This is a genomic window from Bradyrhizobium ottawaense (genome assembly GCF_002278135.3).
GTDB lineage: Bacteria > Pseudomonadota > Alphaproteobacteria > Rhizobiales > Xanthobacteraceae > Bradyrhizobium > Bradyrhizobium ottawaense.
This window is the reverse complement of record NZ_CP029425.2, coordinates 7,458,513-7,481,933: the sequence shown is the minus strand read 5'-3', so window position 1 is coordinate 7,481,933 and position 23,421 is coordinate 7,458,513. Positions and strand designations below refer to the sequence as shown.

Here is a 23,421-nt window from a genome sequence, read left to right as displayed (position 1 = left end):
GAGTCGTGATTCAAGGTCGGGATGATACCCGAAGCAAGAGAAGTCCACCTTTCGAGGAAAGATCGCAAGGTGCTTGAGGCGTGCTGTCGCTCACCGGTGACGTTGCAGCGCGATTTGAAGCGGGCGCGGATAGTTCTGTTGGCGGCGGATGGGCGCTCACCCGGTCGATCGCCAAGGAAGTTGGGGTCCAGCCGCGGATTGTCAGCCTTTGGCGGCATCGCTATGCCGACCATGGCCTTGAAGGGCTGCAAGACAAGCCGCGGCCTGGCAAGCAGCCGATCTATACGAAGACGACCGACAAGCGGATTCTGAAGCTGCTGGATAAGCCGCCACCGCAAGGGTTTGCGCGCTGGACCGGCCCCCTGCTGGCCGAGGCGCTGGGCGATGTCGATGTCCAATATGTCTGGCGGTTCCTGCGCAGCCACAAGATTGACCTGGTGGCTCGCAAGTCCTGGTGCGAGAGCAACGACCCGAACTTTACGGCCAAAGCCGCCGATGTTGTCGGCCTCTATGTCGCGCCGCCGGCGAAGGCCATTGTGCTGTGCGTGGACGAGAAGCCCTCGATCCAGGCTTTGGAGCGAGCGCAGGGTTATCTGAAGTTGCCCAATGGCCGCGCCTTAACCGGCCAAAGCCACGATTACAAGCGGCATGGCACCACAACATTGTTTGCGGCGCTCGAAGTCGCCACCGGAAAGATCATCGCGACCCATTCAAAACGCCGGCGCCGCGTCGAGTTTCTCGATTTCATGAACAGCGTCACCGCGACTTTTCCGAACCGCAAGCTTCACGTCATCCTCGACAACCTCAACACCCATAAAAAGAACGAGGACTGGCTCAAGGCCCACCCCAACGTGCAATTTCATTTCACGCCGACAAGTGCGTCATGGCTCAATCAGGTCGAAGTATGGTTTTCCATCTTGCAGGGGCAGTCGCTCAGCGGCACCTCCTTCACGAGCCTCAAGCAGCTTCAGGAACACATCGATACCTACGTCAACGCATACAACGACAGAGCCGAGCCCTTCGTCTGGACCAAGAAAAAGGTCCGTCAACGCCGTTTCAAAGGCCGCCGTATCACTCAGCTCTGATTCCGGGGACTAGCCCCGTGTTCGAAGAGAGCTGGCCCCGGTTGTTTGGACAGCGCCCCGCTGGATTTAAGTGGATTCCTGCCGGGTTATGCTGAACGCGGGGCTTTACGATTTTGTCGTTGCGTCGGGAGGGCGTAGCCCGACCAGAGCGACGACAAAATCGTCGGCGACGGTCATGCGGCCATTGCGGAGATAAACTTCTTCGTATTTGACCGTGCGCCAGAGCCGCTCGACAAACACGTTGTCGCGCCAGGCGCCCTTGCCGTCCAACGCGCCTAGTCGTCGGGCGCGTCCCCTAGCCACAACGCAATGCTGATGGCGATCTTCGCGTCCAGCAGCACATCGGTGAACTCGAGGCTGGTGAACTGGCTGCCCTGATCCGTGTTGAAAATCTCGGGTCTGCCGTGCTTCGCCAACGCCTCCTGGACCGCTTGGACGCAGAAGGCCGCCTCCATTGTGATCGAGACGCGATGGGCCAGGACCCGTCGGCTGAACACATCGACGACCGCCGCGAGATAGACGAAGCCACGCCGCATCGGAATGTAGGTGATGTCCATTGCCCACGCATGGTCGGGCCGCTCGATCTTCAATCCGCGCAACAGGTACGGGTAGATCTTGTGACCCGGAGCCGGCTTGCTCGTGTTCGGGCGACGATAGACCGCCTCGATCCCCATGCGCTTCATCAGCGTCGCGATGTGGCGGCGACCGGCGTATACCCCCTCCCGCCGCAGCAACGATCGCAGCATACGCGCTCCCGCGAAGGGATAATCGAGATGCAGCTCATCGAGCCGACGCATCAAGGCAAGGTCCTCGGCCGAAACTGGCCGAGGTTCATAGTAGACCGTGCTGCGAGCCAGCTTCAGGACCTTCGCCTGGCGCACGATAGAAAGATCATGACCGCGGTCGATCATCGCTTTGCGCTCAGCAGGCCCGCCTTGGTGAGCGCGCCGGACAAAAAATCGCTTTCCAACGCCAGCTCGCCGATCTTGGCATGTAACGCCTTCAAATCGACCGGCGTCTCGGCCGATGTCTTGTCATGCCCAAACACGCCGGCGGCGCCTTCCAGGAGCTGGTTTTTCCAGATCGTGATCTGGTTCGGATGAACATCAAACAGTTGCGCCAGCTCCGCCAGTGTCTTGCCGCCTTTGACCGCAGCCAAAGCAACCTTCGCCTTGAATGCCGGAGAATGCGTCCGGCGGCTCTTCTTCGTCATCTTCGCTCCTGATTCGCAGCAAGAATCCTCGCCGCTGTCAGGCAGAAAATCCACTCAAGCTACTGTCCGAATTTGCGGGGCCAGCTCTGTGTCCCTCGGCATGTACAACGCACGCGAAGACATCGATGTGATCGTGCGTGCCCCTTATCAAGGCGCGACGATGCTCGTGTGATCTAACGAGCCTAAGAAGTTCACGTGGCGTCGAGGTAGCTCGCCTTGAGATCTAGAGCGCGAGATCGCGCACGTCATTACATCGCAGGTGAGCACCTGTAGGTTTCAATAAGTATGAAGGATTGGAAGCCAGACTTGCGGCCTGCTTCCGCCTTACACCGCAGAGCGTTGCTGTCGCGCATAAACTCAAAAACTCCGCCGTGAATTTCACGCGCGGCCGCCTTGTTCCATTTCGAACACCGCCAAACCAAGAGTCCCTCGCAAAGGCGAGATGTCGGATTCGCAACAACAGCCCGTCACCGTACAAGTCGCGCTAAGAAACTGTTGTTGTTCTAGTTTTAGTGCTCATGAGACCCTGGCATGCCGGTTGCAAAGTCTTGGATCAAGAAGCCGCCCTCCCAACAGCTAACCTTTTAAAGGACACCAGATGAGTCTCGCCACGACCAACAGCGTCGCAGAAATCAGGGCTCGCAACAAAGAGCTGATCGAGGAGGTGCTGAAGGTCTATCCGGAGAAAACCGCGAAAAGGCGTGCCAAGCACCTCAACGTGCACCAAGCAGGTAAGTCGGACTGCGGGGTGAAGTCCAACATCAAATCCATACCCGGCGTGATGACGATAAGAGGGTGCGCCTATGCAGGGTCGAAGGGGGTGGTCTGGGGACCAATCAAGGACATGGTTCATATCAGCCATGGCCCGGTTGGCTGCGGCCAATATTCATGGGGCTCGCGGCGCAACTATTACGTTGGCACCACGGGCATCGATAGCTTCGTGACTCTGCAGTTCACCTCCGACTTCCAGGAAAAGGATATCGTATTTGGCGGCGACAAGAAACTGGACAAAATCCTTGATGAAATCCAAGAGCTGTTTCCACTCAACAACGGCATTACGATACAATCAGAGTGCCCGGTAGGGTTGATCGGTGACGATATCGAGGCGGTGTCAAGGGCGAAATCCAAAGAATATGGAGGCAAGACCATCGTGCCGGTCCGTTGTGAGGGCTTTCGGGGTGTGTCGCAGTCACTAGGCCATCACATTGCAAACGATGCGGTACGCGATTGGATTTTCGGGCATATCGAGGCCGAGGGCAAACCAAAGTTCGAGCCGACACCATACGATGTTGCGATCATCGGAGACTACAATATCGGCGGCGATGCTTGGTCATCGCGAATTCTGCTTGAAGAGATGGGACTACGGGTAATCGCGCAGTGGTCCGGCGACGGTTCACTGGCCGAGCTCGAAGCAACGCCGAAGGCAAAGCTCAACATTCTGCATTGCTACCGTTCCATGAACTATATCTCACGCCACATGGAAGAGAAGTTCGGCATCCCTTGGTGCGAGTACAACTTCTTCGGACCTTCAAAGATCGCGGACTCACTGCGCAGGATTGCGGGTTATTTTGACGACAAGATCAAGGAAGGCGCCGAGCGAGTGATCGAGAAGTATCAGCCGCTGGTGGACGCCGTGATTGCAAAATATCGCCCGCGCCTCGAGGGCAAGACGGTGATGCTGTACGTCGGCGGCCTTCGTCCGCGTCATGTGATTGGCGCGTACGAGGACCTCGGGATGGACGTCATTGGCACTGGCTACGAGTTCGGTCACAACGACGACTATCAGCGCACAGCTCAGCACTACGTGAAAGACAGCACCCTCATCTATGATGACGTCAATGGCTATGAGTTCGAGCGCTTCGTCGAAAAACTCCAGCCTGATCTTGTCGGCTCAGGCATCAAGGAAAAGTACGTTTTCCAAAAGATGAGTGTGCCGTTCCGGCAGATGCATTCGTGGGACTATTCGGGTCCATATCACGGTTATGACGGCTTTGCGATCTTCGCGCGCGACATGGACATGGCCGTCAACTCGCCAATTTGGAAAAGAACGAAAGCTCCCTGGAAGGAAGCGCCGAGCGCCAAGCTCCAGGCTGCAGAATAACGCAACTCGTCTCGCTCTCCGGGAAAGCCCGGGCGATTCCAATCTGATAGTGAAGGATTTCACCGATGCCGCAGAGTGCCGAACACGTGCTCGATCATGTCGAACTGTTCCGCGGTCCAGAATACCAGCAAATGCTGGCGAAGAAGAAGATATTCGAGAATCCGCGCGATCCTGCCGAGGTCGAACGTATCAAGGAATGGACCAAAACGGCCGAATATCGCGAAAAAAACTTCGCGCGGGAGGCGCTGGCGGTAAATCCGGCGAAGGCGTGTCAGCCGCTTGGCGCCGTATTCGCCTCTGTCGGCTTTGAGCGCACGCTGCCCTTCGTCCACGGCAGCCAAGGCTGTGTGGCCTATTACCGCAGTCATTTGTCGCGGCACTTCAAGGAGCCTAGCTCCTGTGTCTCTTCATCAATGACGGAAGATGCTGCCGTATTCGGCGGTCTGAACAACATGACCGACGGGCTCGCGAACAGCTACAAGATGTACAAGCCCAAGATGATTGCGGTTTCCACAACCTGCATGGCCGAAGTGATCGGCGATGACCTGAACGCCTTCATCAAGACGTCGAAAGAAAAGGGCTCGGTTCCGGCAGACTTCGACGTGCCGTTCGCCCACACGCCCGCATTCGTTGGCAGTCACGTCACCGGCTACGACAATGCCCTCAAAGGCATTCTGGAGCATTTTTGGGACGGCAAGGCCGGAACAGCGCCGAAGCTGGAGCGCAAACCGAATGGAGCGATCAACATCATTGGCGGGTTCGATGGATATACCGTCGGGAACCTTCGCGAGATTAAGCGCATCTTGGAATTGATGGGCATCCAGCACACAGTTCTCGCCGACAATTCTGAAGTGTTCGACACTCCGACAGACGGCGAATTCCGGATGTATGACGGTGGTACGACGCTGAAGGATGCGGCGAACGCGATTCACGCCAAGGCGACCATCTCCATGCAGCAATGGTGCACGGAAAAAACGCTGTCATTTGCGGCAGAGCATGGCCAGGACGTTCTATCCTTCAACTACCCGGTAGGCTTATCAGCAACGGATGACTTTATCGTCGCGCTGTCACGCATCAGCGGCAAGGAGATTCCGGAGCAACTCGCGCGAGAACGTGGCCGCTTGGTTGATGCCATTGCCGACTCAAGCGCTCATGTTCATGGCAAAAAGTTCGCGATCTATGGCGATCCGGATCTTTGCTATGGATTGGCTGCGTTTCTGCTCGAACTCGGCGCCGAGCCGACCCATGTGCTGTCCACCAATGGCAACAAAGCGTGGCAGGAGAAAATGCAGGCGCTGCTTGCAAGCTCGCCATTTGGACAGGGCTGCCAAGTCTATCCGGGGCGGGATCTCTGGCACATGCGTTCACTCTTGTTCACCGAGCCGGTCGATTTTCTGATTGGCAACACCTATGGGAAGTATCTGGAGCGTGATACCGCAACGCCACTAATCCGCATCGGCTTTCCGATTTTCGACCGGCATCACCATCACCGCTCCCCCATATGGGGCTATCAGGGCGGTCTGAATGTGCTGGTCAAGATCCTGGACAAGATCTTCGACGAGATCGACAACAAGACCAACATTCTTGGCAAAACCGACTACAGCTTCGACATCATTCGTTGATGAGCAACTACACGTGCCATCGTCCAGGACTGGACGATGGCACGAGCACATAACGGTTGAGTTTACAATTTGTTGCCCTGAGAGGAAGCAGGATGAGTTCACTGGCGGCCACGGTCCAGGATATCTTCGACGAGCCGGGCTGCGCCAAGAATGGCAGTAAGTCTGAGGCGGAACGCAGGAACGGCTGTACCAGACAGTTGCAGCCGGGTAGCGCTGCGGGTGGCTGTGCTTTCGACGGCGCGAAGGTTGCGCTGCAGCCGTTCACCGATGTCGCTCACTTGGTACATGGCCCGATCGCGTGCGAAGGTAATTCCTGGGACAATCGCGGCGCGGCGTCGTCCGGCTCGGATTTGTGGCGCACCGCTTTCACAACCGATTTGAGCGAAACCGATATTGTATTCGGAGGCGAGAAGCGGCTGTGCAAAGCGATCAAGGAGATCATCGACAAGTGCGATCCGCCCGCAATCTTCGTCTATCAAACCTGCATCCCGGCGATGATCGGCGATGACATCAATGCAGTCTGCAAGGCAGCGTCGCGAAGATTCTCAAAACCGGTGATCCCGATCAATTCTCCGGGCTTCGCCGGTTCGAAAAACCTCGGTAACAAGCTCGCGGGCGAAGCCTTGCTCGACTACGTGATCGGCACGCGAGAACCGGACTACACCACGCCGTACGACATCAATCTGATCGGAGAATACAACCTTTCAGGAGAGCTCTGGCAGGTGAAGCCAGTGTTAGACGAGCTTGGAGTGCGAATTCTCTGCTGCATTTCGGGCGATGGCAAATACCGCGAAGTCGCTTCATCTCATCGCGCGCGGGCGGCAATGTTGGTGTGCTCAAAATCCATGATCAACGTGGCACGCAAGATGGAGCAACGTTACGGGATCCCATTCTTCGAGGGGTCGTTCTACGGTATTCAGGATTCAAGCGAATCGCTACGCCAGATCGCCCGCTTATTGGTTGAGCGCGGCGCCCCGGCAGATCTGCTCGGGCGCACCGAAGCGGTGATCGCGCGCGAGGAAGCGCGGGCGTGGGCTGCCATCCAGCCGTACAAGCCGCGACTCGAAGGCAAAAGGGCCTTGTTAATGACCGGCGGTGTCAAGTCATGGTCGGTCGTCTCGGCGCTCCAGGAAGCCGGGCTGGAATTAGTCGGAACCAGTGTGAAGAAATCGACCATGGAAGACAAGGAGCGCATCAAGGAGCTCATGGGGCAGGATGCCCACATGATCGACGACATGACTGCGCGCGAAATGTACAAGATGTTGAAGGACGCAGAAGCGGACATCATGCTATCGGGCGGCAAGTCGCAATTTGTCGCGCTGAAGGCGGCGGTGCCATGGGTCGATATCAACCAGGAGCGTTGCCACGCCTATATGGGCTATGCCGGAATAGTCAAGCTGGTGGAGGAGATCGATAATTCGCTCTCAAGCCCGATGTGGGAGCAGCTACGTCGGCCAGCGCCATGGGAGGCTTTGGCCAAAGCGCGGGAGCAGATGCAGTCCATGGCCGCGATCGCCGGCGATCCGGTCCTCGCCGAAACAGCGCGCCGCGCGAGGAATATCTGCGTGTGTAACAGGGTTGATCTGGGCACGATTGAGGACGCAATCTCCGTGCACGGCTTGAGGAGCGTCGCAGCGGTCCGAGAGCATACCAATGCGGCCGGTGGCTGCTGTCAAGGACGCATCGAAGATATGTTGATGTCCGAGCCATCTGATATGCGACAGGCCGCAGAGTAGGGAGTCGCCATGGCCCTGGTCACGGCGCCGACAAAAGCCTGCGTTGTCAACCCGCTGAAGATGAGCCAGCCGATCGGCGGCGCATACGCCTTCATGGGTTTGCGCGGTGCGATGCCGCTTCTGCACGGCTCACAGGGGTGCACATCCTTCGGTCTCACGCTCTTTGTCCGGCACTTCAAAGAAGCAATACCGCTGCAGACCACCGCGATGAGCGAGGTCGCGACCGTACTCGGCGGATATGAAAATTTGGAGCAGGCGATACTTAACATCTCCAAGCGCGCTAAGCCGAAGATCATCGGAATCTGCTCGACCGGTGTCACCGAGACCAACGGCGACGATGTGGAAGCGTACCTCAAACTAATCCGGAGTGCGTATCCGCAACTCACAAAGTTGCCGCTCGTATATGTATCAACGCCTGATTTCAAGGGCGCGTTCCAGGATGGGTGGGAGAAGGCAGTTGCACGCATGGTGGAGGTGCTGGTGGACCGGCCAAGTGCCAATGGCCTGCGGGATCCCTCGAAGGTAAATGTTCTACCGGGGTGTCACCTGACGCCCGGCGACCTTGATGAACTCCGTGCCTTGCTGGAGGATTTCGGATTGTACCCCTCCTTTCTCCCTGACTTGGCGGGATCGCTCGACGGGCATATCCCCGATGAGTTTACGTCAACGACCATCGGCGGCATTGACGTCGACGAGATCGCGAGCATGGGGCGCGCAGGGTGGACCATTGCAATCGGTGCGCAGATGCAGCGCGCGGCTGAGGTCATGCAGACTAAAACCGGGGTGCCTTTTCGTGTGTTCGAGCGACTGTGTGGTCTTCATCCAAACGACGATTTCATGATGTTTTTGAGCGAGATTAGCGGGCGCCCGATACCCTCGAAATATCGACGCCAGCGCAGTCAGCTCGCCGATGCTATGTTGGACGCGCACTTCCATATTGGCGGCCGCAAAGTCGCGATCGGTGCCGAGCCAGACCTTCTGTTCGATTTATCCGGCATGCTGCACGATATGGGCGCGCAGGTGACCGTCGCCGTGACGACCACTCAGTCTGAGGTGATCGAGCGAATCAGGACCAAGGAGGTTCTCATTGGTGACCTCGAAGATCTGGAAGGATTTGCAAAAGAAAAGCATTGCGATCTGCTGATCACGCATTCGCATGGAAGGCAAGCGGCGGGGCGGCTGAAAGTGCCGTTCTATCGCGTAGGTTTTCCGATATTCGATCGGCTTGGCGCGGGCCACCAAGTATCCGTCGGCTATCGTGGTACCCGCAATGTGATCTTCCAAATCGCCAATCTCGTGATCGCGCATCGCGACGAGAATGACCGACCTACACCCGATAGGTGGCGGACCACGCCCGGACTGCCACAACACGTGGGGCATCGCCGCTCCACTGGCGCGCCTGAAAGGTCAATTGCATGAAGGTCGCTTTTGCCACTCAGGATCTGAGACGCGTCGATGCTCATTTTGGCTGGGCAAAGAATATTGCAATCTACGATGTCGCGCCCAGCGGGCATGTCTTTCTTAAAGCTATCGAGTTTGAGGGCGATCTTGAGGAGGACGGCAGTGGTGACAAGTTGGCGCCAAAGATCCAGGCGATCAAGGATTGCGCCATCCTATACGTCGCGGCCATTGGTGGTGCCGCGGCTGCGCGAGTGGTGGCCAGCAAAATTCATCCTATCAAGGTGAGCAAACCGGAAAGCATTCACGTGTTGCTGGAAAAGCTCGAGTCGGTGCTGAAGGGCACGCCACCTCCCTGGCTGCGCAAGGTCCTTGCAAAGGACCAACCGCGATCGTTTGAGTTCGACGAATGAGATGATATGACCGCAAAAATAGCGCAGCAGGGCAGCGTCGTCGACGCACCATTTCTAATCGAGTTAGTCAAGCTTTGGCGCGCCCAGGATACCAATGAAGCCTGGGAAGGGAAGAGCGACCTTGATCTGCTCGAACCCTATATCCTGAACAGGGAGAGACGACGCGCATTGCCGATCATCGGTGATCCCGATCCCAATACACTATGGCGGCTTGAGTTGTTCTTCAATGCGGTCGGCCTGTCAGTAGAGAGGGAGACCGGCATTATGGTTCAGCCGATCCTGAAGCTGCATCATGAAGGCTTCGGGCGCATAGTGCTCATCGCAGGGCGGTTGGTCGCCGTAAACAAGCAGCTGCGCGACGTGCATCGCTTGGGATTCGATAATTGCGTCAAGCTGGCTCAAGAGGGGGATAGATATGTCAGCGAGGGAATTGGCCTGATTCGGAAATTTCCAGACGTGGCTAACTATTGAGGATACTCACTCATGGGCGATCAGTGAAATACTGAAGGCCGAACTAAAGAAAGTGTCCGCCAAGGCGATACAGGCCAAGATGGATCTGCACGACCTTTCGGAAGAATTGCCCATCAACTGGACGTCGATTATGGCGGTGGCGCAGAAGGCGTACGATGTCTATGTCGAACTGGAGCGCAAGAGTCGCGAGCTAAAAGAGCTGGAAAATACTTGAAGGGCAATGCATGTCATTTGCAACGCGAGACGGCCGCGACTGGATGCCACAATACCTAGCCTCGATCGATGCCAAGAAGTGCATCGGCTGTGGCCGCTGTTTCAAGGTGTGCGGTCAAGATGTCATGACTTTGAAAGGCATCAACGAGGAGGGCGAACTCGTCAACCTTGACAATGACGCGGACGATGAAGTCGAAAAAAAGATTATGGTTCTGAACGATCAGGGCGCCTGCATCGGCTGCGGTGCGTGCGATAGGGTTTGCCCGGCCAGCTGCCAGACCCACGTCCCAGCCGCAGCTGCATGAGCGAAGGGGATCTATCTCCCGTTCGCCACGCGTGGAGGGAGGCCCCGCTGGATCAGGTCAATCCGCAACGGAGACTCGTGCCAGCCGGCCCGAATGGCCCGATTTTTTCCCTGAATGGCAAGACGGAACGAGCGGAGATGCGCATGGCCGAATGCTGCTCAGCCCCGAGGCAAGCCATACCGGCTGTCTGGCGCCTGCTTGCAAGTCTCGCTCGTATCGCAGGATCCGCGTTTTTTTCGAAAAGCGACTTGGCCTTGGGCGGGCGATCATATTACCGTCGTGGTCGTCTAGTCGGTTTTCCGAATAGGCACTTCCTTCGGAGCCAGTCGTGCTCATCCTATCCTGTGGCCTTCGGTTGCGGGATCGGCAGGAGCGAAAGTCTGCCGCGGTCCACGGGTTTTACAATTGTCCGGCCGATCATAGCCGCCGATCGCGTTGAAGCGCATGTGATGGTGGCACCTGTGTCTTCGCGATTCTATCCTGGGACCGGATGGTGCTGCTCCGAATTGGATGACAGTGCAATAGCACGTGCGAGTCGCGGACGCCGCGACAAAAGCACCGGGCAGCAATTCTGCGCGCACGCCGCCGATCCTCGATAGACGGCTGCATTGGTCAATGGCAGCGACGACCGAAAGTAAAGGGCGGTGCTGCAGATCTGCGCCGTTGAACGTCACATTTTTGATGATCAAGCGCGGACAATATCGCACGCCATCAGCCTGCGATTGCTGGCCAGCGGGTGCGTGACTCGCTTGCGGATTGCGCAGCCGCAGCCTCCGAGCGCCGGCAGATGCTTAGGTCAGGTTGTGGTCAGTTAGGTTGTATATTATGAACGCGAGCTTGCGCGGCATGAGCTCAATCGCGTGCAATGTTGCCGATAGGAGAGCGATCTGATGTATGGCAGAGTCGTTGGCTCATCCAGCCAATCCACAAGCGCTAATCAAGTTGATGAACCGGGAGATAGCCCCCGCTTTGCGGAAACACTTGCAGGTATGGAGCCAGGCGGGTCGTCATCTGAAACAAGGGCGTACTATCTGAATTCCGGTCCGCCCATTGTTGAGATCGACCAGCGTTCCTTCGATCGAGGGCTGCGGAGATTTTTGGGCCGCGACATCATGAACATCGCCATTAATCCGCAAGAGTACTCAGACTTCGTATCAAAGAAAGCTGAGCGGGCAGCAACGGTTGCTGGCAGCTATAGCGCCACTCACTATGATCCAGCCAGGCCCGTGCGCTTCTTCAGCTATCAATTGGGTGACGAAACAGTTGGCCTGTTGAGAGCAGGAGGTCCGGTTCGGATCAAGGGGGAGACCTTCCGGGAAAAGTTTGGGCGCAACGATCTCACGTCCGTGGTGGACCTTCGGGTCACTCATCCCCTGGTTGAGAACGCGGGCGATATTTTGCTTGAGCACCAGCTGAGAGAGGATGGTGATGATCCCTTGATCTTGTCAAAACCAGGCTTGCCCGGCATGGAACCCCGCCTAGCAGAAATGGGTTTTGTTCATGTGGGTCGAAATCACTGGGTGCTTGATCCTCACCAGCATCCCGAGGTGTGGACGAAGAATGAGAACGACCAGTGGCAGCGAGTAGGCAAGCCTACGAAGTACCTTAGTAAGGTGGAGGATGATGATGCCGCCGCTGAATCGACGGTCCAGGCGGACTATTCTGACGAAGATGATCCGTCAGTCTATTTGGAGCGCGTCTTCACGGGGCTAAGCATGGAGTAACGCAACGGCGACCCTGAGCCATTTTTCGAAAGCTGAGAGCAGTGATATCGACACTCAGTTTCGAAAGCGAATTGTTGCACGATGAGCCGTCACCTTGCTTGAAGTGCATGTTGCCTGCCGCGCGGCGAACAGGATGGAAGTGGAGCGTCGACCATGATGAGAGGGCTACGCCGGGCTCGTGACGCAGGGAGGGCGTAGCCCGACCGGAGTTACGAGCCCGGCGTCGGCGCGATCCACAGCGGACCGCGCCGACTGGTGATCGCGGCCGGCTGGTTATGCAAGTGGTTCTTCCGCCAAGAGGAATCACTCGCGTGCCAGGCCGACACATTACCGATCACCAAATGAGGCTCTACATGAAGTACCGTCAGACCGATAGCCCACCCGTGGCCGCCGCCAAGGCTTCGTTCAGCACCTCGACCGCTTACCGGATCGAGAAGGATCGACGCCTTCCGTCGCAGAAGAAGGCTCCCCGCGGCCGTCGCCGGCCAGATCCCTTGGCCCGCGTATTTGAGACAGATATCGCGCCGATGCTGAAGGCCGCCCCCGGTGTGCGGCCGGTCACGATCTTCGAGGAGTTGCTCCGACGCCATCCCGAGCTCGGCGCCGGCATCCGTCGCACGCTGGAGCGCCGGATCCGGGCCTGGCGGGCGATCCACGGCGAGGAGCAGGAGGTCATCTTCCGCCAGACCCACGAACCCGGTCAGCGCGGCCTGTCCGACTTCACCGACATGGGCGAATTGGGTGTCACGATCGCGGGCGTACCGCTCGACCATCGTCTCTATCACTTCCGGCTGGCCTATTCCGGGTTTGAGCACGCCCATGTCGTGCTCGGCGGTGAGAGCTTCGTCGCTCTGGCCGAAGGCCTGCAGAATGCCTTGTGGTCACTCGGTGGGGCGCCACGGGAGCATCGCACCGACAGCCTGTCGGCCGCCTTTTGCAATCTCGACCGCGACGCCAAAGACGATCTGACGCGGCGATACGAAGACCTCTGTGCCCATTACGGCATGCGGCCTTCCCGCAACAATCGTGGCATCGCCCACGAGAACGGGGCGATCGAGAGTTCGCATGGTCATCTCAAGCGAGCGATCGGCGACGCGCTGTTGCTGCGTGGCACCGCCGACTTCGACGATCTAGCTGCCTATCGTGGCTTCATCGATGAGATCGCCAGCCGCCGCAATGCCCGCAACGCCAAGCGGATCGACAGTGAACGTAGCGCACTTCAGGATCTGCCGGACCGCCGCACGTCGGACTATGAAGAGGTGATCGTCCACGTGACGTCGTCCGGCGGCTTCACCTTGCGCAAGGTGTTCTACACGGTGCCGTCGCGCTTGATCGGCCATCGGCTGCGGGTGCGCCTGTATGACGATCACCTCGACGTGTTTGTCGGCGGCACGCATCTCCTCACCTTGCCGCGCGGGCGGCCGCATCCCAATGGCAAGCACGATCAGGTCGTCGATTATCGGCACGTGATCCATTCCTTGCGGCGCAAGCCGATGGCGCTCCTCAACCTGGTCTACCGCGACCAGCTGTTCCCCCGGGAAGCTTACCGCCGAGCCTTCGACGTCTTGCGCAAACGCTTACCGGACAAGAAGGCCTGCCGGATCATGGTCGATCTCCTCGCACTCGCCCATGAGCGCGGTTGCGAGGCCGAACTCGCCAATCAGCTCACGGCTGACCTGAACGACGGCCGGCTGCCCGACCTCAACCGGCTACGTACTCACTTCGCCCCGGATCCCGCCCAGGTGCCGAACGTCGTGGTACGCCTCGCACCGCTCGCCACCTATGAATGCCTCATCGGTACCGCCGAGATCGGAGGCGCCGCATGAGCACAACCAACGTAGTCGACACCGCGCGCCTCAATCTGTTGCTCAACGAGCTGCGGCTGCCCGCCATCAAGGCGCTGTGGCCGCAATTTGCCGAGCAATCCGATAAAGAAGGCTGGCCGGCGGCGCGCTTCCTCGCCACCATTGCCGAGCACGAGATCGCTGAGCGCGGCCGCCGCCGCATCGAGCGCCATCTCGTCGAGGCGCGGCTGCCTACCGGAAAGACCTTTGACAGCTTCGACTTCGAGGCCGTGCCGATGATCTCCAAGGCGCAAATGACCGCACTCGCCGCCGGCGACGGCTGGCTCGGCAAGGGCGCCAATCTGCTGCTGTTTGGTCCGCCCGGTGGAGGCAAGAGCCACTTGGCGGCAGCAATCGGCTTGGCCCTCATCGAGAACGGATGGCGCGTCCTGTTCACCCGCACCACCGATCTCGTGCAGAAGCTCCAGGTGGCTCGCCGCGAGCTCAACCTCGAGGGCGCCATCAACCGCCTCGATCGCTTCGATCTCGTCATCTTGGACGATCTTGCCTATGTCACCAAGGACCAGGCCGAGACCAGTGTGCTGTTCGAGCTCATCAGCGCACGCTACGAGCGACGCTCTTTGCTGATCACCGCCAATCAGCCCTTTGGAGAATGGAACAAGGTCTTTCCGGACCCAGCTATGACCCTCGCGGCGATCGATCGCCTTGTTCACCACGCCACCATCGTCGAGATGAACGTCGAGAGCTATCGCAGGCGGACTGCCCTCGAGCGAAAGCGTGGTCCAGGGCGGCCACCGGAGCACGCGACACAAAAAACGCTCGCTTGATTGACGCTCCGCGACAATCAAAGCAAACAAAACTCTTGCGCGCGACAATCATCGCGGCGATCATCATCGCGCCGCGACACTGACTCGCCATCCTGATCGCCGCGCTCTTCCGACCCAGATCGTCGCGCTATATGTTGCCGAACGCGCATGGAGTAAGGTGGCTGCAATAGCAACACCGAACCTGAAGTGATGGGCGTTTGACCGTTCAAAGCGCGGGCGCAACAGTCTTAGTTCAAAGGGGGCGCGCGCTCGCTGCGCGCGCCCTGCGCCGGCTGGAAGCGAGCACATGGCTCTTCTGCGAAGGCCGCGACGCCGTGAGACATACGCCATCGGAGGGCACCGTGGCCCCGCTATGCGGCGTGGCCATTAACGAGCAGCAGCGACATCCGCCGCGTTTGGCCGTCCGGCAAGCCCGGAGCGCGGAGCAGCAGTTCTGCAGCTAGCACGGAGGGAACGAGAAGGCTCAATGTGCCTTTGTCTGAAATATACGCCGCTGTGCAACGAGATCTGCTGAAATAGCCAAGTTTGCGCGTCGGATGACCAGACACGATTCGTTTCGGCGCTCGTACGGTTATTGCAGGGGCAATTGCACAGCGACAATTAAGTCTTGCAAGAGCAACCTATGCAGCCAACTCTCGTCTATGCGATTTGCAGCTTTAACGACATTCCGAGCCGCCAGGCCATCGGATTTCATCTTATGGTCCTCGAAGATGACGGCAATCACCGGCCGTGGCCCATCATTGTGGTGCGATGGGGCAAGAAGGTGCTTGGCTATGTCAATAAATGCCCGCACCACAGCGTCAATTTGGACTGGGAGCAGAACGAATTCCTCGATCCAAACGGTATCCGGCTGATGTGCGGCAAGCACGGTTCGACCTTCGAACTCGGCACCGGGCGGTGCGTCGAAGGTCCATGTCAAGGTAGAGCGCTTACGCCGATCGCGTTGGTAGTTGTGGATGGCGACATCTGCGCCGTCGGTGTGCATCTCGCGGAGGACGATGCATGAGCCAACAACTGAAGACCGCCCTCAGACCGGGCGGTTCTCGTTGCGGTTTTTCACAGCCTCCATCCTCTTTAGTCCGTCGTCATACGAGATTTCCTCATAGGATAGATCGAGATCCCTTGTGGCATCGAGGAGGTAATCAAGCTTGCCGGCCGGATCGAGCTTCTTGATGTCGTCCTTGTTCAGCCCGACCAAGTCCATCATCTCCTTCCAAACCGTGGATTCATCGCAGGGTAAGACGTGGAAGTTAATATCGCCGAGCTTAACTCGATACTTCGCCAGCAAATCGATGTTGTTGCAGAAAATGAAATAGCTGCCGATTGGGCTCAAGGCACCGTCGAGGACGGTCGCGACGTCAACAAGATACGCGAAGGAATGTAGGTAGCCGGCCAGCACGGGGATAGTGCGTTCTCCGTTTTGGGCGATCGTCAGAACCTGCTCAATGGAATAGTCTGGCGGTCGTTTCTCGTCCGCGACCTGAGTCTGGAACTTTAGTGCGACGTCGCCGCGAAAGCCGAACCGACCCGGCTTGGTGGTCGCGCCTTTGAATACGGCGTTGAGAAGGCGGCTCTCCTTCTCAAGTCTGCCGAGTGCAGTGTTCTCGATAGCGGTCATTAAATCTGTCCTTGATCTATGCTCTTCACCGACGCGTTGTCGGAGCCAGATGCGATGCAAATTGCCTGCCGTCGCCTGCGTGGCGGCGTTCAGTGAAGCTCGGAAAGAAAACGCGCCGGTGGCTGGCACCGCCTTACGTGCCTTGTCAGGAACCCGACATCCGTTGCCAGCCAAGGGGCGCGGAAATGAGCATCATCAGGCGTCTGCGCGCTGGCACGTGACTTGCTCTTAGCTGGGCCTAAGCTGACGAGGCAAAGACGTGATCAACCTGACCGATAGCGCAGTCAATGCAATCAAGAGCGCGATTTCATCTTCGGAGCGGCGGGCGGGTGGTCTGCGCGTCATGATCGAAGCAGGCGGCTGCAATGGATTCAAATACAAGATGGGCATCGCCGATGAGCCAAAGCCTGACGACACCGTGATCGACTGCGATGGGCTCAAGGTGTTTGTCGATAGCAAGAGCCGAGAGCATCTGGCCGGCACAACCATCGATTTCGTGCTGGCACCGGAGAGCTCTGGCTTTACCTTTCATAACCCGAACGCGGCCACCAACTGCTCCTGTGGAAAATCATTCGGCTGATGGAAACATTGATCAGGCGATAAGGAAAGGGCAATGAACCACACCGGCCGAACCAGACCGACTGAAGAACTCGTCGATCCCCACGATGCGAGAGGGTCCCGTTCGCTGCGCGAACGAAGAGATCGGACCCAATCGCCAAGCCGAAGCTGGCGCCTGTTAGCTGATCGGCACGATAGCAGCATGCTCTTGGCGCGGCTCGACAATGCTGGCAAGCCGTACAAGCTTCCGAGCGTGAGTCTAGAAGGGATTCAGGGGCACCTGGTAGGTAAGATCGGAGGTTTGGATCGCCTGGTCCTCGTTGTTGCTGCAGGCGGGGTGGTGCAGTGAGCGAGAATCGAGCGCCGATTTACCTCGATAACAATGCAACGACCCGAACTGATCCATCCGTCGTGCAAACCATGTTGCCTTTCTTCACTGAGCAATTCGGCAATGCCTCGTCCGCGCATGCCTTTGGCAACGAGGCCGCAATTGCGGTGAGGCAGGCACGGAGAAGCTTGAGCGGCCTGCTAGGTAGTGCATACGATCACGAAATCGTCTTCACCTCGGGAGGGACCGAAGCCAATAATGCCGCAATCCTCTCGGCACTTGCAACCCAGGAAGGTCGAGACGAGGTTGTCACCACTTCGGTTGAGCACTCCGCCGTACTTGCGCTAACGGAGCAATTGGCGGCAAGGGGAGTCAAGACGCGCATTATTGCCGTAGATGCTTGCGGCCGGCTCGACATCGAGGCGTTTCGCTGCGCGCTTGGGCCACGCACAGCGATTGCCTCGGTTATGTGGGCCAATAACGAGACCGGAACGATATTTCCCGTGAAGTGTCTGGCCGGGTGGACCCGTGAGGCGGGAGCGCTATTTCACACAGATGCGGTGCAGGCCATTGGTAAAGTACGCTTAAACCTAAAGGACAGCACGATCGACATGCTTTCACTATCCGCGCACAAACTGCACGGCCCGAAGGGGGTAGGTGCGTTATATTTGCGTAAAGGGACAAAATTCCAGCCGCTGATCTGCGGCGGATCACAGGAACGAGGGCGGCGCGCTGGGACCGAGAATATTCCCGGAATCGTCGGACTAGGAAAAGCTGCCGAACTTGCGGCGGAGCGGCTTGAACCCGAGCGCATCCGCATTGGCGCGTTACGTGACCGCCTTGAGCAGGGAATTTTGCGCAATGGCGAGTGCGTTGTGCTTGGCGACATTCGCAATCGTTTGGCGAATACGACTAATATTGCCTTCGACCATCTCGAAGGTGAAGCGATTGCCCACCGTCTTAACCGGGCGGGCATCGCCGTATCGCTCGGGTCAGCCTGCAGGTCGGGCTCAATGCAGCCATCGCATGTTCTGCGTGCCATGCAGGTGCCTGCGTGGCGGATGCACGGCGCCGTGCGCTTTTCTCTTTCGCGCGAAACCTCCCTCGCCGAAGTCGATGAGGCCGTGTGCGCTGTGTCAGATATCGTGACTCGCATGCGCGCCAGCTCCCGCGCCACGGTCAGGGAGCAGACCTCGTGAAAATCATGATCCGCCGCTCTCCGGACACGGGCTTGTCAATCTACGTGCCAAAAAAGGATATCGAAGAGTCAATCGTGGCCTCCGAGTACGAGACCCTATGGGGCGGCTGGATCAAAGTCGCTAACGGTTGGGTGCTCGATTTGCCCGAGATGGCGAGCGACACACGGTTACCGATCACAATCGACGCGAAGAAGCGGGATGAGAGCGGCGACGATCCATGAAGCGCTCACGGAGATGAGCGCTGTCGATGCGGCGGATGCAAAGGTTACTCTCGCGGACCTTGGCGCCCGCCCTGGGGACCGAGATCATTGTCGTCTCTCTCGTCCTGGCATCAGGGAATTGAAAATGCGATGTGCTGAGCACACCAGATGCATCGGTCGGCTTATTCGCCGGTAAGTCGGCGCTGTCTCGGGGCTTTGGGGGTCGACTGGCTGCGGCGCAGCATATCAAGATCAGCAAACGTCGGCCCGCCGCGACGGCATTGATGAGGCGGGGTTTACTCAGCCAGTCGGGACAAGGCGATTGCACCATCATCTTTGGCCCTCATTGCTGCCTGTCATATTCGGACGCGTGTTGCCCTAGTATTGGCCTTATGATGTCCGGCTTCCCCAGTTCGGATCGGGCCAATTGAGAGCGGCAGCGCGCGAAAGCCCGTTCAGATGAGCTGGATCGGGGCGAGCCCCGCGAGAGTGAAAAGCACACGAGATGGAGCCCCGAGTGAGAATGGCGACGCATCTGTCGCTTTGCCAACAAGCTCATCATTGCTGTCTTGCAAGTGCCAACGCTATCGCTGCGCCTACTCGGTGTACTGTGGTTGCATTCGCATCATCCTCGCCACGGCATGCAAGTTGCTAATCTTCCTGAAGCGCGCTCTAGGATGATCTGTGGGCGTCGATGCTTGCAGGGGAGTGATCTCGGTCGTGGAGCGCGGAAAATATATCAAAGCAGCGGTCAATAGCGGGAAGATCATGCAGTCCATAACCGAGCATAAGGGCTGCCGCGCTTCGGCGAAGACCGGGCGGGCGAGCTGCGGCTCGCAGGCCGGCCGAGGCGATCTGCCGGTCGAAATCTGGGAAAGGGTGAAAAACCATCCCTGTTACAGCGAGGATGCGCACCATCATTACGCTCGCATGCATGTCGCGGTCGCACCTGCCTGCAATATCCAGTGCAACTACTGCAACCGAAAATACGACTGCGCCAATGAATCGCGTCCGGGTGTGGTGAGCGAGAAGCTCACCCCTGAGCAGGCAGTGAGAAAAGTGATCGCGGTCGCGACGACCATTCCGCAGATGACGGTACTTGGCATCGCTGGTCCCGGCGATGCCCTGGCCAATCCAGCAAAGACGTTCAAAACGCTCGCGTTGGTCACCGAGGCTGCTCCTGACATCAAGCTGTGTCTGTCAACCAACGGACTAGCGCTGCCAGACTATGTCGATACCATCGTGAGGGCCAAAGTTGACCACGTCACCATCACCATCAACATGGTCGATCCTGAAATCGGAGCCAAGATTTATCCATGGATCTTCTTCAACCACAAGCGATACACCGGCATCGAGGCGGCAAGGATACTCACCAATCGCCAGCTTCAAGGGCTCGAGATGCTTAGCGAACGGGGCATTTTGTGCAAGATCAACTCGGTGATGATCCCCAATATCAATGATGACCACCTGGTCGAGGTCAACAAGGCGGTCACGTCGCGCGGTGCCTTCCTTCACAATATCATGCCGCTGATCTCCGTACCCGAGCACGGAACAGCATTTGGCCTCAACGGTCAGCGCGGTCCGACGGCTCAAGAATTGAAGACGCTGCAAGATGCTTGCGAAGGGAAGATAAACATGATGCGGCATTGCCGGCAGTGCCGCGCTGATGCGGTCGGTCTACTCGGCGAGGATCGCAGCGCGGAGTTCACCAATGATCAGGTGATGAAAATGGACGTCCATTATGACCTAGAGATGCGCAAGGCTTATCAAAAAAGGGTAGAGAATGAGCGCGTCTCCAAAGTCGCGGCCGGTCAAAAGGAGTTGGCGGGAGTCTCCGGAGAGATGAGCGCGATCACTGTTCTAGTAGCCGTCGCAACTAAGGGCTCGGGATTGATCAACGAGCACTTTGGACATGCAAAGGAATTCCAACTGTACGAGCTCTCCACATCCGGCGCCAAGTTCGTCGGGCTACGTCGTGTGGAGGGTTACTGCCAGGCCGGCTATGGCGAGGAAGATAGGCTATCCGTGATCATGCGCGACATCCGTGACTGCCACGCGGTCTTCGTGGCTAAGATCGGCGGCTGCCCCAAGAGCGGCCTGATCAAGGCTGGGATCGAGCCGGTCGATCAATTCGCCTATGAGTACATTGAGAAGTCGACGATCGCTTGGTTCAGGGCCTATGTCGGCAAAGTAAAGCGCGGGGAGATCCAGCATGTGCAGCGCGGCGTGCCCCCGCGTTGGCCTGGAGATCGGATCTCTGCGGCGTAAGGAGGAATATGTGCCATTCAAAATCATCGCCTCGCAGTGCACGAGCTGCTCAGCTTGCGAGCCTTTATGCCCGAACGTTGCTATTTCGGAGAAGGGGGGAAACTTTGTCATTGAAGCGGCGAAATGCAGCGAATGCGTGGGGCATTTTGACGAACCGCAATGTGCCGCTGCCTGTCCGGTCGACAACACCTGCGTGGTTGACAGGGCCTTGCCTCGCTACCAGGCGCCCGTCTGAAGTGTGGAGCCTGACCGGCAATGCAATCGCTGGTGCTGAACACGTCCCAAACGTCGCGCTGCGAACTGGCGGCTCCGCAGGCGCCGGCGTCTGCTCTTACGGACGGTGGCCGCTCTGGATTCCTGCGATGGGGCTGTTGCTGGCGGGCAGCACAGCCTGGCGACATTTCGGCGCTCGAGGGCGCCTCGTGATGCGGAGCAGAGTGTCCCCTCGGCGTGCCCCCGCGCCGTCGGTGCATGAGGAGCGAAATATGAACAGAATTCCCCGGGATAGCGACGCCGTCGAGCTAAGCGACCCACCCGCCTTCAGCTTTGGCCAAAAGCTTCGCGCCAATCGCGTCATCCGGAATGATGGCACCTATCCCGGCAAGGAGATCGGAGACGTCTTGGTCAAGAAGGGGGAGGTGGGCTACGTCGTCTCGATCGGCACGTTCTTGCAGCAATTCTACATCTACGGCGTGGAGTTTTTGGAAAGCGGCTACCGCGTTGGCATGAAACGCAAGGAACTTGAGCCAGTGGATGCAGGCGAGGAGGTCGATGATTTGCCACTACCGGAGGAGTCATGACTCAGCGAGGTTTTCCAAAATATTGGTGGGGCCAGCGGGGTAAACCGACAGCCGACCTGATCAAGCACCGCTCATCGGTCGATACGGAGACGGACGGAGCTTCGCTCGCCGCCAGGCCGAGCCGCCAGACCGTCATCGATACTCTCAACAACAAAGCGCATGAGCCTATCTTTATCGTTGATTTTGGTGAGGAGCTGCTCATCTGCTGGAGTTCAAGAGAACATCAAAAGGCATTGAAGGGAGGCTTTCATCATGAATTCCGCACTGATGAGGAAAGTAAAACCGGGGTTGGCGCGTCATCTCAACGAGCTTGATCGCAAACGGATCGAACGCGGCTTGAGCGCGCGGAAGCGCTATCTCTACGTCTCGCCAAACGTGACGCCCGTGTGGGGCGGCTACTGCATCGAGAGTCCCTGCTGCTCGCGCAATATCGACAAGGATGGCGCGCTCGTCGATGTCGCGCTGATCCTTTATGATGGCGTGACCGGGATCTGGAAGCTGTTTCGCAAAAATCATGCGGGGGGAGTCTGGGAATTTTACAGCCTCTATCATCGCTTGATCCCTGCAATCGACGAATTGAATGCGGATCCTGAGCGCCTGTTCTGGCAATGAAGGACCACCGTCCCCGAGGATAGAAGAACGACGATGGCGATCACGACCGAGGAATTGATCGAGATCGAACGGCTGCTTGCTGCCGATAGCGACGGCATGGGTCCCTTTGTCCAGCTGCGCCGCGGGCGGGGCGTGATGCGTGAGTTCGACACTCAACGCGGGCGACCGGGATCGCATTGGCCAAAGGAATGTTGGGCCGTGAGCAATGAGCCGGCCGAATACGGCGCAGTGCTGTGCAAGCCTACCGATGATGTCTTGGAGTGGTGTCGCATGGTCGAGCAGTGCTACGACGCGCATCTGCAATCACGTGAAGGAGTCCCGCTAAGATATTCGAAATCGACCACATTACAGTCGAGCTTGTCGGGTGTCAGCTCGTGATCGTAAGCGGCCAAAATAAGGAATCGGTATGAGCTTGTAACAAATCATCATCCACGTCCGCTTCGCCCCGAATGGGCGGGTGATACAAATCGGCCAGCGTCCAGGGAAGCTCACTCCGAACGGGTGGTTCGATGTCCTCAACACCCGTGCCAGCTCGGCTTATCAGCCGCTCGCTCGTGGCCGCGGGGTATTCCGGTTGAGCCGAACTGCTGTCGATACCTTAAAGCAGGAAACGACGGGGCCGGGTTGAGCGAACCGGTAACCGCGATTTGATGAGTGAACAGATCGAGGGCGACGCCGTCTCTCCGGCCGACATTATTGTTCTGAGCGAGGCCATGGGCATTCAATCGCTGATAGCGGCGAGAACGTCGGCATTGCCGCAACTTCCCTCAATTGTGAGGCGCGCTATGACGCATTTGGTGTGCAACTTGCTCTTCGAGAAAGTTGATCGGGGGGATTGTTGCATGAATGAGAGGTCTCGATGCCGGGAGAAGAGGTTGTCATTGATCAGCAGGCGACCTTCGGACGTGAATGTGCCTATCGCTCA

General features: G+C 58.1%; 22 protein-coding genes and 2 pseudogenes. 22 read left to right on the top strand and 2 right to left on the bottom strand.

Annotation, left to right across the window (positions count from 1 at the left end):
* The first annotated feature begins 21 nt into the window (after positions 1 to 21).
* Positions 22 to 1,085, top strand: a pseudogene (locus CIT37_RS35010) (IS630-like element ISRj1 family transposase).
* 186 nt (positions 1,086 to 1,271) lie between these two features.
* Here CIT37_RS35010 and CIT37_RS35005 read toward each other — a convergent pair.
* A pseudogene (locus tag CIT37_RS35005) lies at positions 1,272 to 2,298 on the bottom strand (IS3 family transposase); the annotation flags it as partial.
* A 598-nt stretch (positions 2,299 to 2,896) separates the two neighbouring features.
* Here CIT37_RS35005 and nifD point away from each other — a divergent pair.
* From nifD to CIT37_RS34945, 12 genes are all read left to right on the top strand, one after another.
* Entirely contained in the window at positions 2,897 to 4,399 is a 1,503-nt protein-coding gene (gene nifD, locus CIT37_RS35000) for a nitrogenase molybdenum-iron protein alpha chain (protein ID WP_011084552.1), read from the top strand.
* A 65-nt stretch (positions 4,400 to 4,464) separates the two neighbouring features.
* Entirely contained in the window at positions 4,465 to 6,021 is a 1,557-nt protein-coding gene (nifK, locus tag CIT37_RS34995; RefSeq protein ID WP_011084553.1) for a nitrogenase molybdenum-iron protein subunit beta, read from the top strand.
* A 92-nt stretch (positions 6,022 to 6,113) separates the two neighbouring features.
* The gene (nifE, locus tag CIT37_RS34990; protein WP_011084554.1) at positions 6,114 to 7,757 is read left to right on the top strand and encodes a nitrogenase iron-molybdenum cofactor biosynthesis protein NifE; all 1,644 of its coding nucleotides are present in this window, start codon (positions 6,114 to 6,116) and stop codon (positions 7,755 to 7,757) included.
* Between the two features lie 9 nt (positions 7,758 to 7,766).
* Positions 7,767 to 9,176: a nitrogenase iron-molybdenum cofactor biosynthesis protein NifN gene (gene nifN / locus CIT37_RS34985; protein ID WP_011084555.1), complete on the top strand. Its 1,410-nt coding sequence runs from the start codon at positions 7,767 to 7,769 to the stop codon at positions 9,174 to 9,176.
* Positions 9,173 to 9,568 (top strand): nitrogen fixation protein NifX, encoded by a 396-nt coding sequence (nifX, locus tag CIT37_RS34980; RefSeq protein ID WP_011084556.1) that lies wholly within the window; start codon positions 9,173 to 9,175, stop codon positions 9,566 to 9,568. The genes nifN and nifX overlap by 4 nt, the downstream gene beginning before the upstream one ends.
* Positions 9,569 to 9,574: 6 nt before the next feature.
* Positions 9,575 to 10,039, top strand: coding sequence for a NifX-associated nitrogen fixation protein (locus CIT37_RS34975; protein ID WP_011084557.1), 465 nt, complete (start codon positions 9,575 to 9,577; stop codon positions 10,037 to 10,039).
* A 52-nt stretch (positions 10,040 to 10,091) separates the two neighbouring features.
* Positions 10,092 to 10,253 carry a CCE_0567 family metalloprotein gene (locus CIT37_RS34970; RefSeq protein WP_011084558.1) on the top strand — a complete coding sequence of 54 codons (162 nt, stop codon included), beginning with the start codon at positions 10,092 to 10,094 and terminating at the stop codon, positions 10,251 to 10,253.
* Positions 10,254 to 10,263: 10 nt separating this feature from the next.
* Entirely contained in the window at positions 10,264 to 10,557 is a 294-nt protein-coding gene (gene fdxB / locus CIT37_RS34965) for a ferredoxin III, nif-specific (protein WP_011084559.1), read from the top strand.
* Positions 10,558 to 11,447: 890 nt separating this feature from the next.
* Positions 11,448 to 12,281, top strand: coding sequence for a host specificity protein (locus CIT37_RS34960; RefSeq protein WP_223153749.1), 834 nt, complete (start codon positions 11,448 to 11,450; stop codon positions 12,279 to 12,281).
* Positions 12,282 to 12,592: 311 nt separating this feature from the next.
* Positions 12,593 to 14,107, top strand: coding sequence for an IS21-like element ISBj11 family transposase (istA, locus tag CIT37_RS34955; protein WP_039228609.1), 1,515 nt, complete (start codon positions 12,593 to 12,595; stop codon positions 14,105 to 14,107).
* Positions 14,104 to 14,913 (top strand): IS21-like element ISBj11 family helper ATPase IstB, encoded by an 810-nt coding sequence (gene istB / locus CIT37_RS34950; RefSeq protein ID WP_018270204.1) that lies wholly within the window; start codon positions 14,104 to 14,106, stop codon positions 14,911 to 14,913. The genes istA and istB overlap by 4 nt, the downstream gene beginning before the upstream one ends.
* A 622-nt stretch (positions 14,914 to 15,535) precedes the next feature.
* Positions 15,536 to 15,919, top strand: coding sequence for a Rieske (2Fe-2S) protein (locus CIT37_RS34945; protein WP_011084562.1), 384 nt, complete (start codon positions 15,536 to 15,538; stop codon positions 15,917 to 15,919).
* 21 nt (positions 15,920 to 15,940) lie between these two features.
* Here CIT37_RS34945 and CIT37_RS34940 read toward each other — a convergent pair whose 3' ends face one another.
* Entirely contained in the window at positions 15,941 to 16,531 is a 591-nt protein-coding gene (locus CIT37_RS34940) for a hypothetical protein (RefSeq protein WP_014497969.1), read from the bottom strand.
* A 259-nt stretch (positions 16,532 to 16,790) separates the two neighbouring features.
* Here CIT37_RS34940 and CIT37_RS34935 point away from each other — a divergent pair, with 259 nt between their 5' ends.
* The 9 genes from CIT37_RS34935 (at position 16,791) to CIT37_RS34895 (ending at position 22,874) form a co-directional block, all read left to right on the top strand.
* Positions 16,791 to 17,111 (top strand): iron-sulfur cluster assembly accessory protein, encoded by a 321-nt coding sequence (locus tag CIT37_RS34935; RefSeq protein WP_011084564.1) that lies wholly within the window; start codon positions 16,791 to 16,793, stop codon positions 17,109 to 17,111.
* Between the two features lie 323 nt (positions 17,112 to 17,434).
* The gene (gene nifS / locus CIT37_RS34930) at positions 17,435 to 18,616 is read left to right on the top strand and encodes a cysteine desulfurase NifS (protein WP_011084565.1); all 1,182 of its coding nucleotides are present in this window, start codon (positions 17,435 to 17,437) and stop codon (positions 18,614 to 18,616) included.
* Positions 18,613 to 18,837: a putative nitrogen fixation protein NifT gene (nifT, locus tag CIT37_RS34925; RefSeq protein ID WP_011084566.1), complete on the top strand. Its 225-nt coding sequence runs from the start codon at positions 18,613 to 18,615 to the stop codon at positions 18,835 to 18,837. Before nifS ends, nifT begins: the two co-directional genes overlap by 4 nt.
* Positions 18,838 to 19,584: 747 nt before the next feature.
* Positions 19,585 to 21,084 (top strand): nitrogenase cofactor biosynthesis protein NifB, encoded by a 1,500-nt coding sequence (nifB, locus tag CIT37_RS34920; protein WP_011084568.1) that lies wholly within the window; start codon positions 19,585 to 19,587, stop codon positions 21,082 to 21,084.
* Positions 21,085 to 21,094: 10 nt separating this feature from the next.
* The gene (locus CIT37_RS34915; RefSeq protein ID WP_011084569.1) at positions 21,095 to 21,319 is read left to right on the top strand and encodes a 4Fe-4S binding protein; all 225 of its coding nucleotides are present in this window, start codon (positions 21,095 to 21,097) and stop codon (positions 21,317 to 21,319) included.
* 250 nt (positions 21,320 to 21,569) lie between these two features.
* A complete protein-coding gene (locus CIT37_RS34910; RefSeq protein WP_161966261.1) occupies positions 21,570 to 21,884 on the top strand; it encodes a nitrogen fixation protein NifZ in 315 nt (104 codons plus the stop codon).
* Complete coding sequence (locus tag CIT37_RS34905) at positions 21,881 to 22,198, top strand: hypothetical protein (protein WP_014497965.1); 318 nt, start codon at positions 21,881 to 21,883, stop codon at positions 22,196 to 22,198. The genes CIT37_RS34910 and CIT37_RS34905 overlap by 4 nt, the downstream gene beginning before the upstream one ends.
* Positions 22,137 to 22,496, top strand: a complete 360-nt coding sequence (locus CIT37_RS34900) for a DUF3024 domain-containing protein (RefSeq protein WP_014497964.1) — start codon at positions 22,137 to 22,139, stop codon at positions 22,494 to 22,496. Before CIT37_RS34905 ends, CIT37_RS34900 begins: the two co-directional genes overlap by 62 nt.
* 33 nt (positions 22,497 to 22,529) lie before the next feature.
* Positions 22,530 to 22,874 (top strand): hypothetical protein, encoded by a 345-nt coding sequence (locus CIT37_RS34895; protein ID WP_011084572.1) that lies wholly within the window; start codon positions 22,530 to 22,532, stop codon positions 22,872 to 22,874.
* Positions 22,875 to 23,421: the final 547 nt, after the last annotated feature.

Coding starts and splice junctions, on each gene's coding strand:
- fdxB (WP_011084559.1), top strand. CDS start 10,264: ATGTCATTTGCAACGCGAGACGGCCGCGACTGGATGCCACAATACCTA.
- nifK (WP_011084553.1), top strand. CDS start 4,465: ATGCCGCAGAGTGCCGAACACGTGCTCGATCATGTCGAACTGTTCCGC.
- nifN (WP_011084555.1), top strand. CDS start 7,767: ATGGCCCTGGTCACGGCGCCGACAAAAGCCTGCGTTGTCAACCCGCTG.
- nifB (WP_011084568.1), top strand. CDS start 19,585: ATGCAGTCCATAACCGAGCATAAGGGCTGCCGCGCTTCGGCGAAGACC.
- CIT37_RS34960 (WP_223153749.1), top strand. CDS start 11,448: ATGTATGGCAGAGTCGTTGGCTCATCCAGCCAATCCACAAGCGCTAAT.
- istB (WP_018270204.1), top strand. CDS start 14,104: ATGAGCACAACCAACGTAGTCGACACCGCGCGCCTCAATCTGTTGCTC.
- CIT37_RS34940 (WP_014497969.1), bottom strand. CDS start 16,531: ATGACCGCTATCGAGAACACTGCACTCGGCAGACTTGAGAAGGAGAGC.
- nifE (WP_011084554.1), top strand. CDS start 6,114: ATGAGTTCACTGGCGGCCACGGTCCAGGATATCTTCGACGAGCCGGGC.
- CIT37_RS34945 (WP_011084562.1), top strand. CDS start 15,536: ATGCAGCCAACTCTCGTCTATGCGATTTGCAGCTTTAACGACATTCCG.
- nifD (WP_011084552.1), top strand. CDS start 2,897: ATGAGTCTCGCCACGACCAACAGCGTCGCAGAAATCAGGGCTCGCAAC.
- nifX (WP_011084556.1), top strand. CDS start 9,173: ATGAAGGTCGCTTTTGCCACTCAGGATCTGAGACGCGTCGATGCTCAT.
- CIT37_RS34895 (WP_011084572.1), top strand. CDS start 22,530: ATGGCGATCACGACCGAGGAATTGATCGAGATCGAACGGCTGCTTGCT.
- CIT37_RS34900 (WP_014497964.1), top strand. CDS start 22,137: ATGAATTCCGCACTGATGAGGAAAGTAAAACCGGGGTTGGCGCGTCAT.
- CIT37_RS34905 (WP_014497965.1), top strand. CDS start 21,881: ATGACTCAGCGAGGTTTTCCAAAATATTGGTGGGGCCAGCGGGGTAAA.
- CIT37_RS34975 (WP_011084557.1), top strand. CDS start 9,575: ATGACCGCAAAAATAGCGCAGCAGGGCAGCGTCGTCGACGCACCATTT.
- CIT37_RS34910 (WP_161966261.1), top strand. CDS start 21,570: ATGAACAGAATTCCCCGGGATAGCGACGCCGTCGAGCTAAGCGACCCA.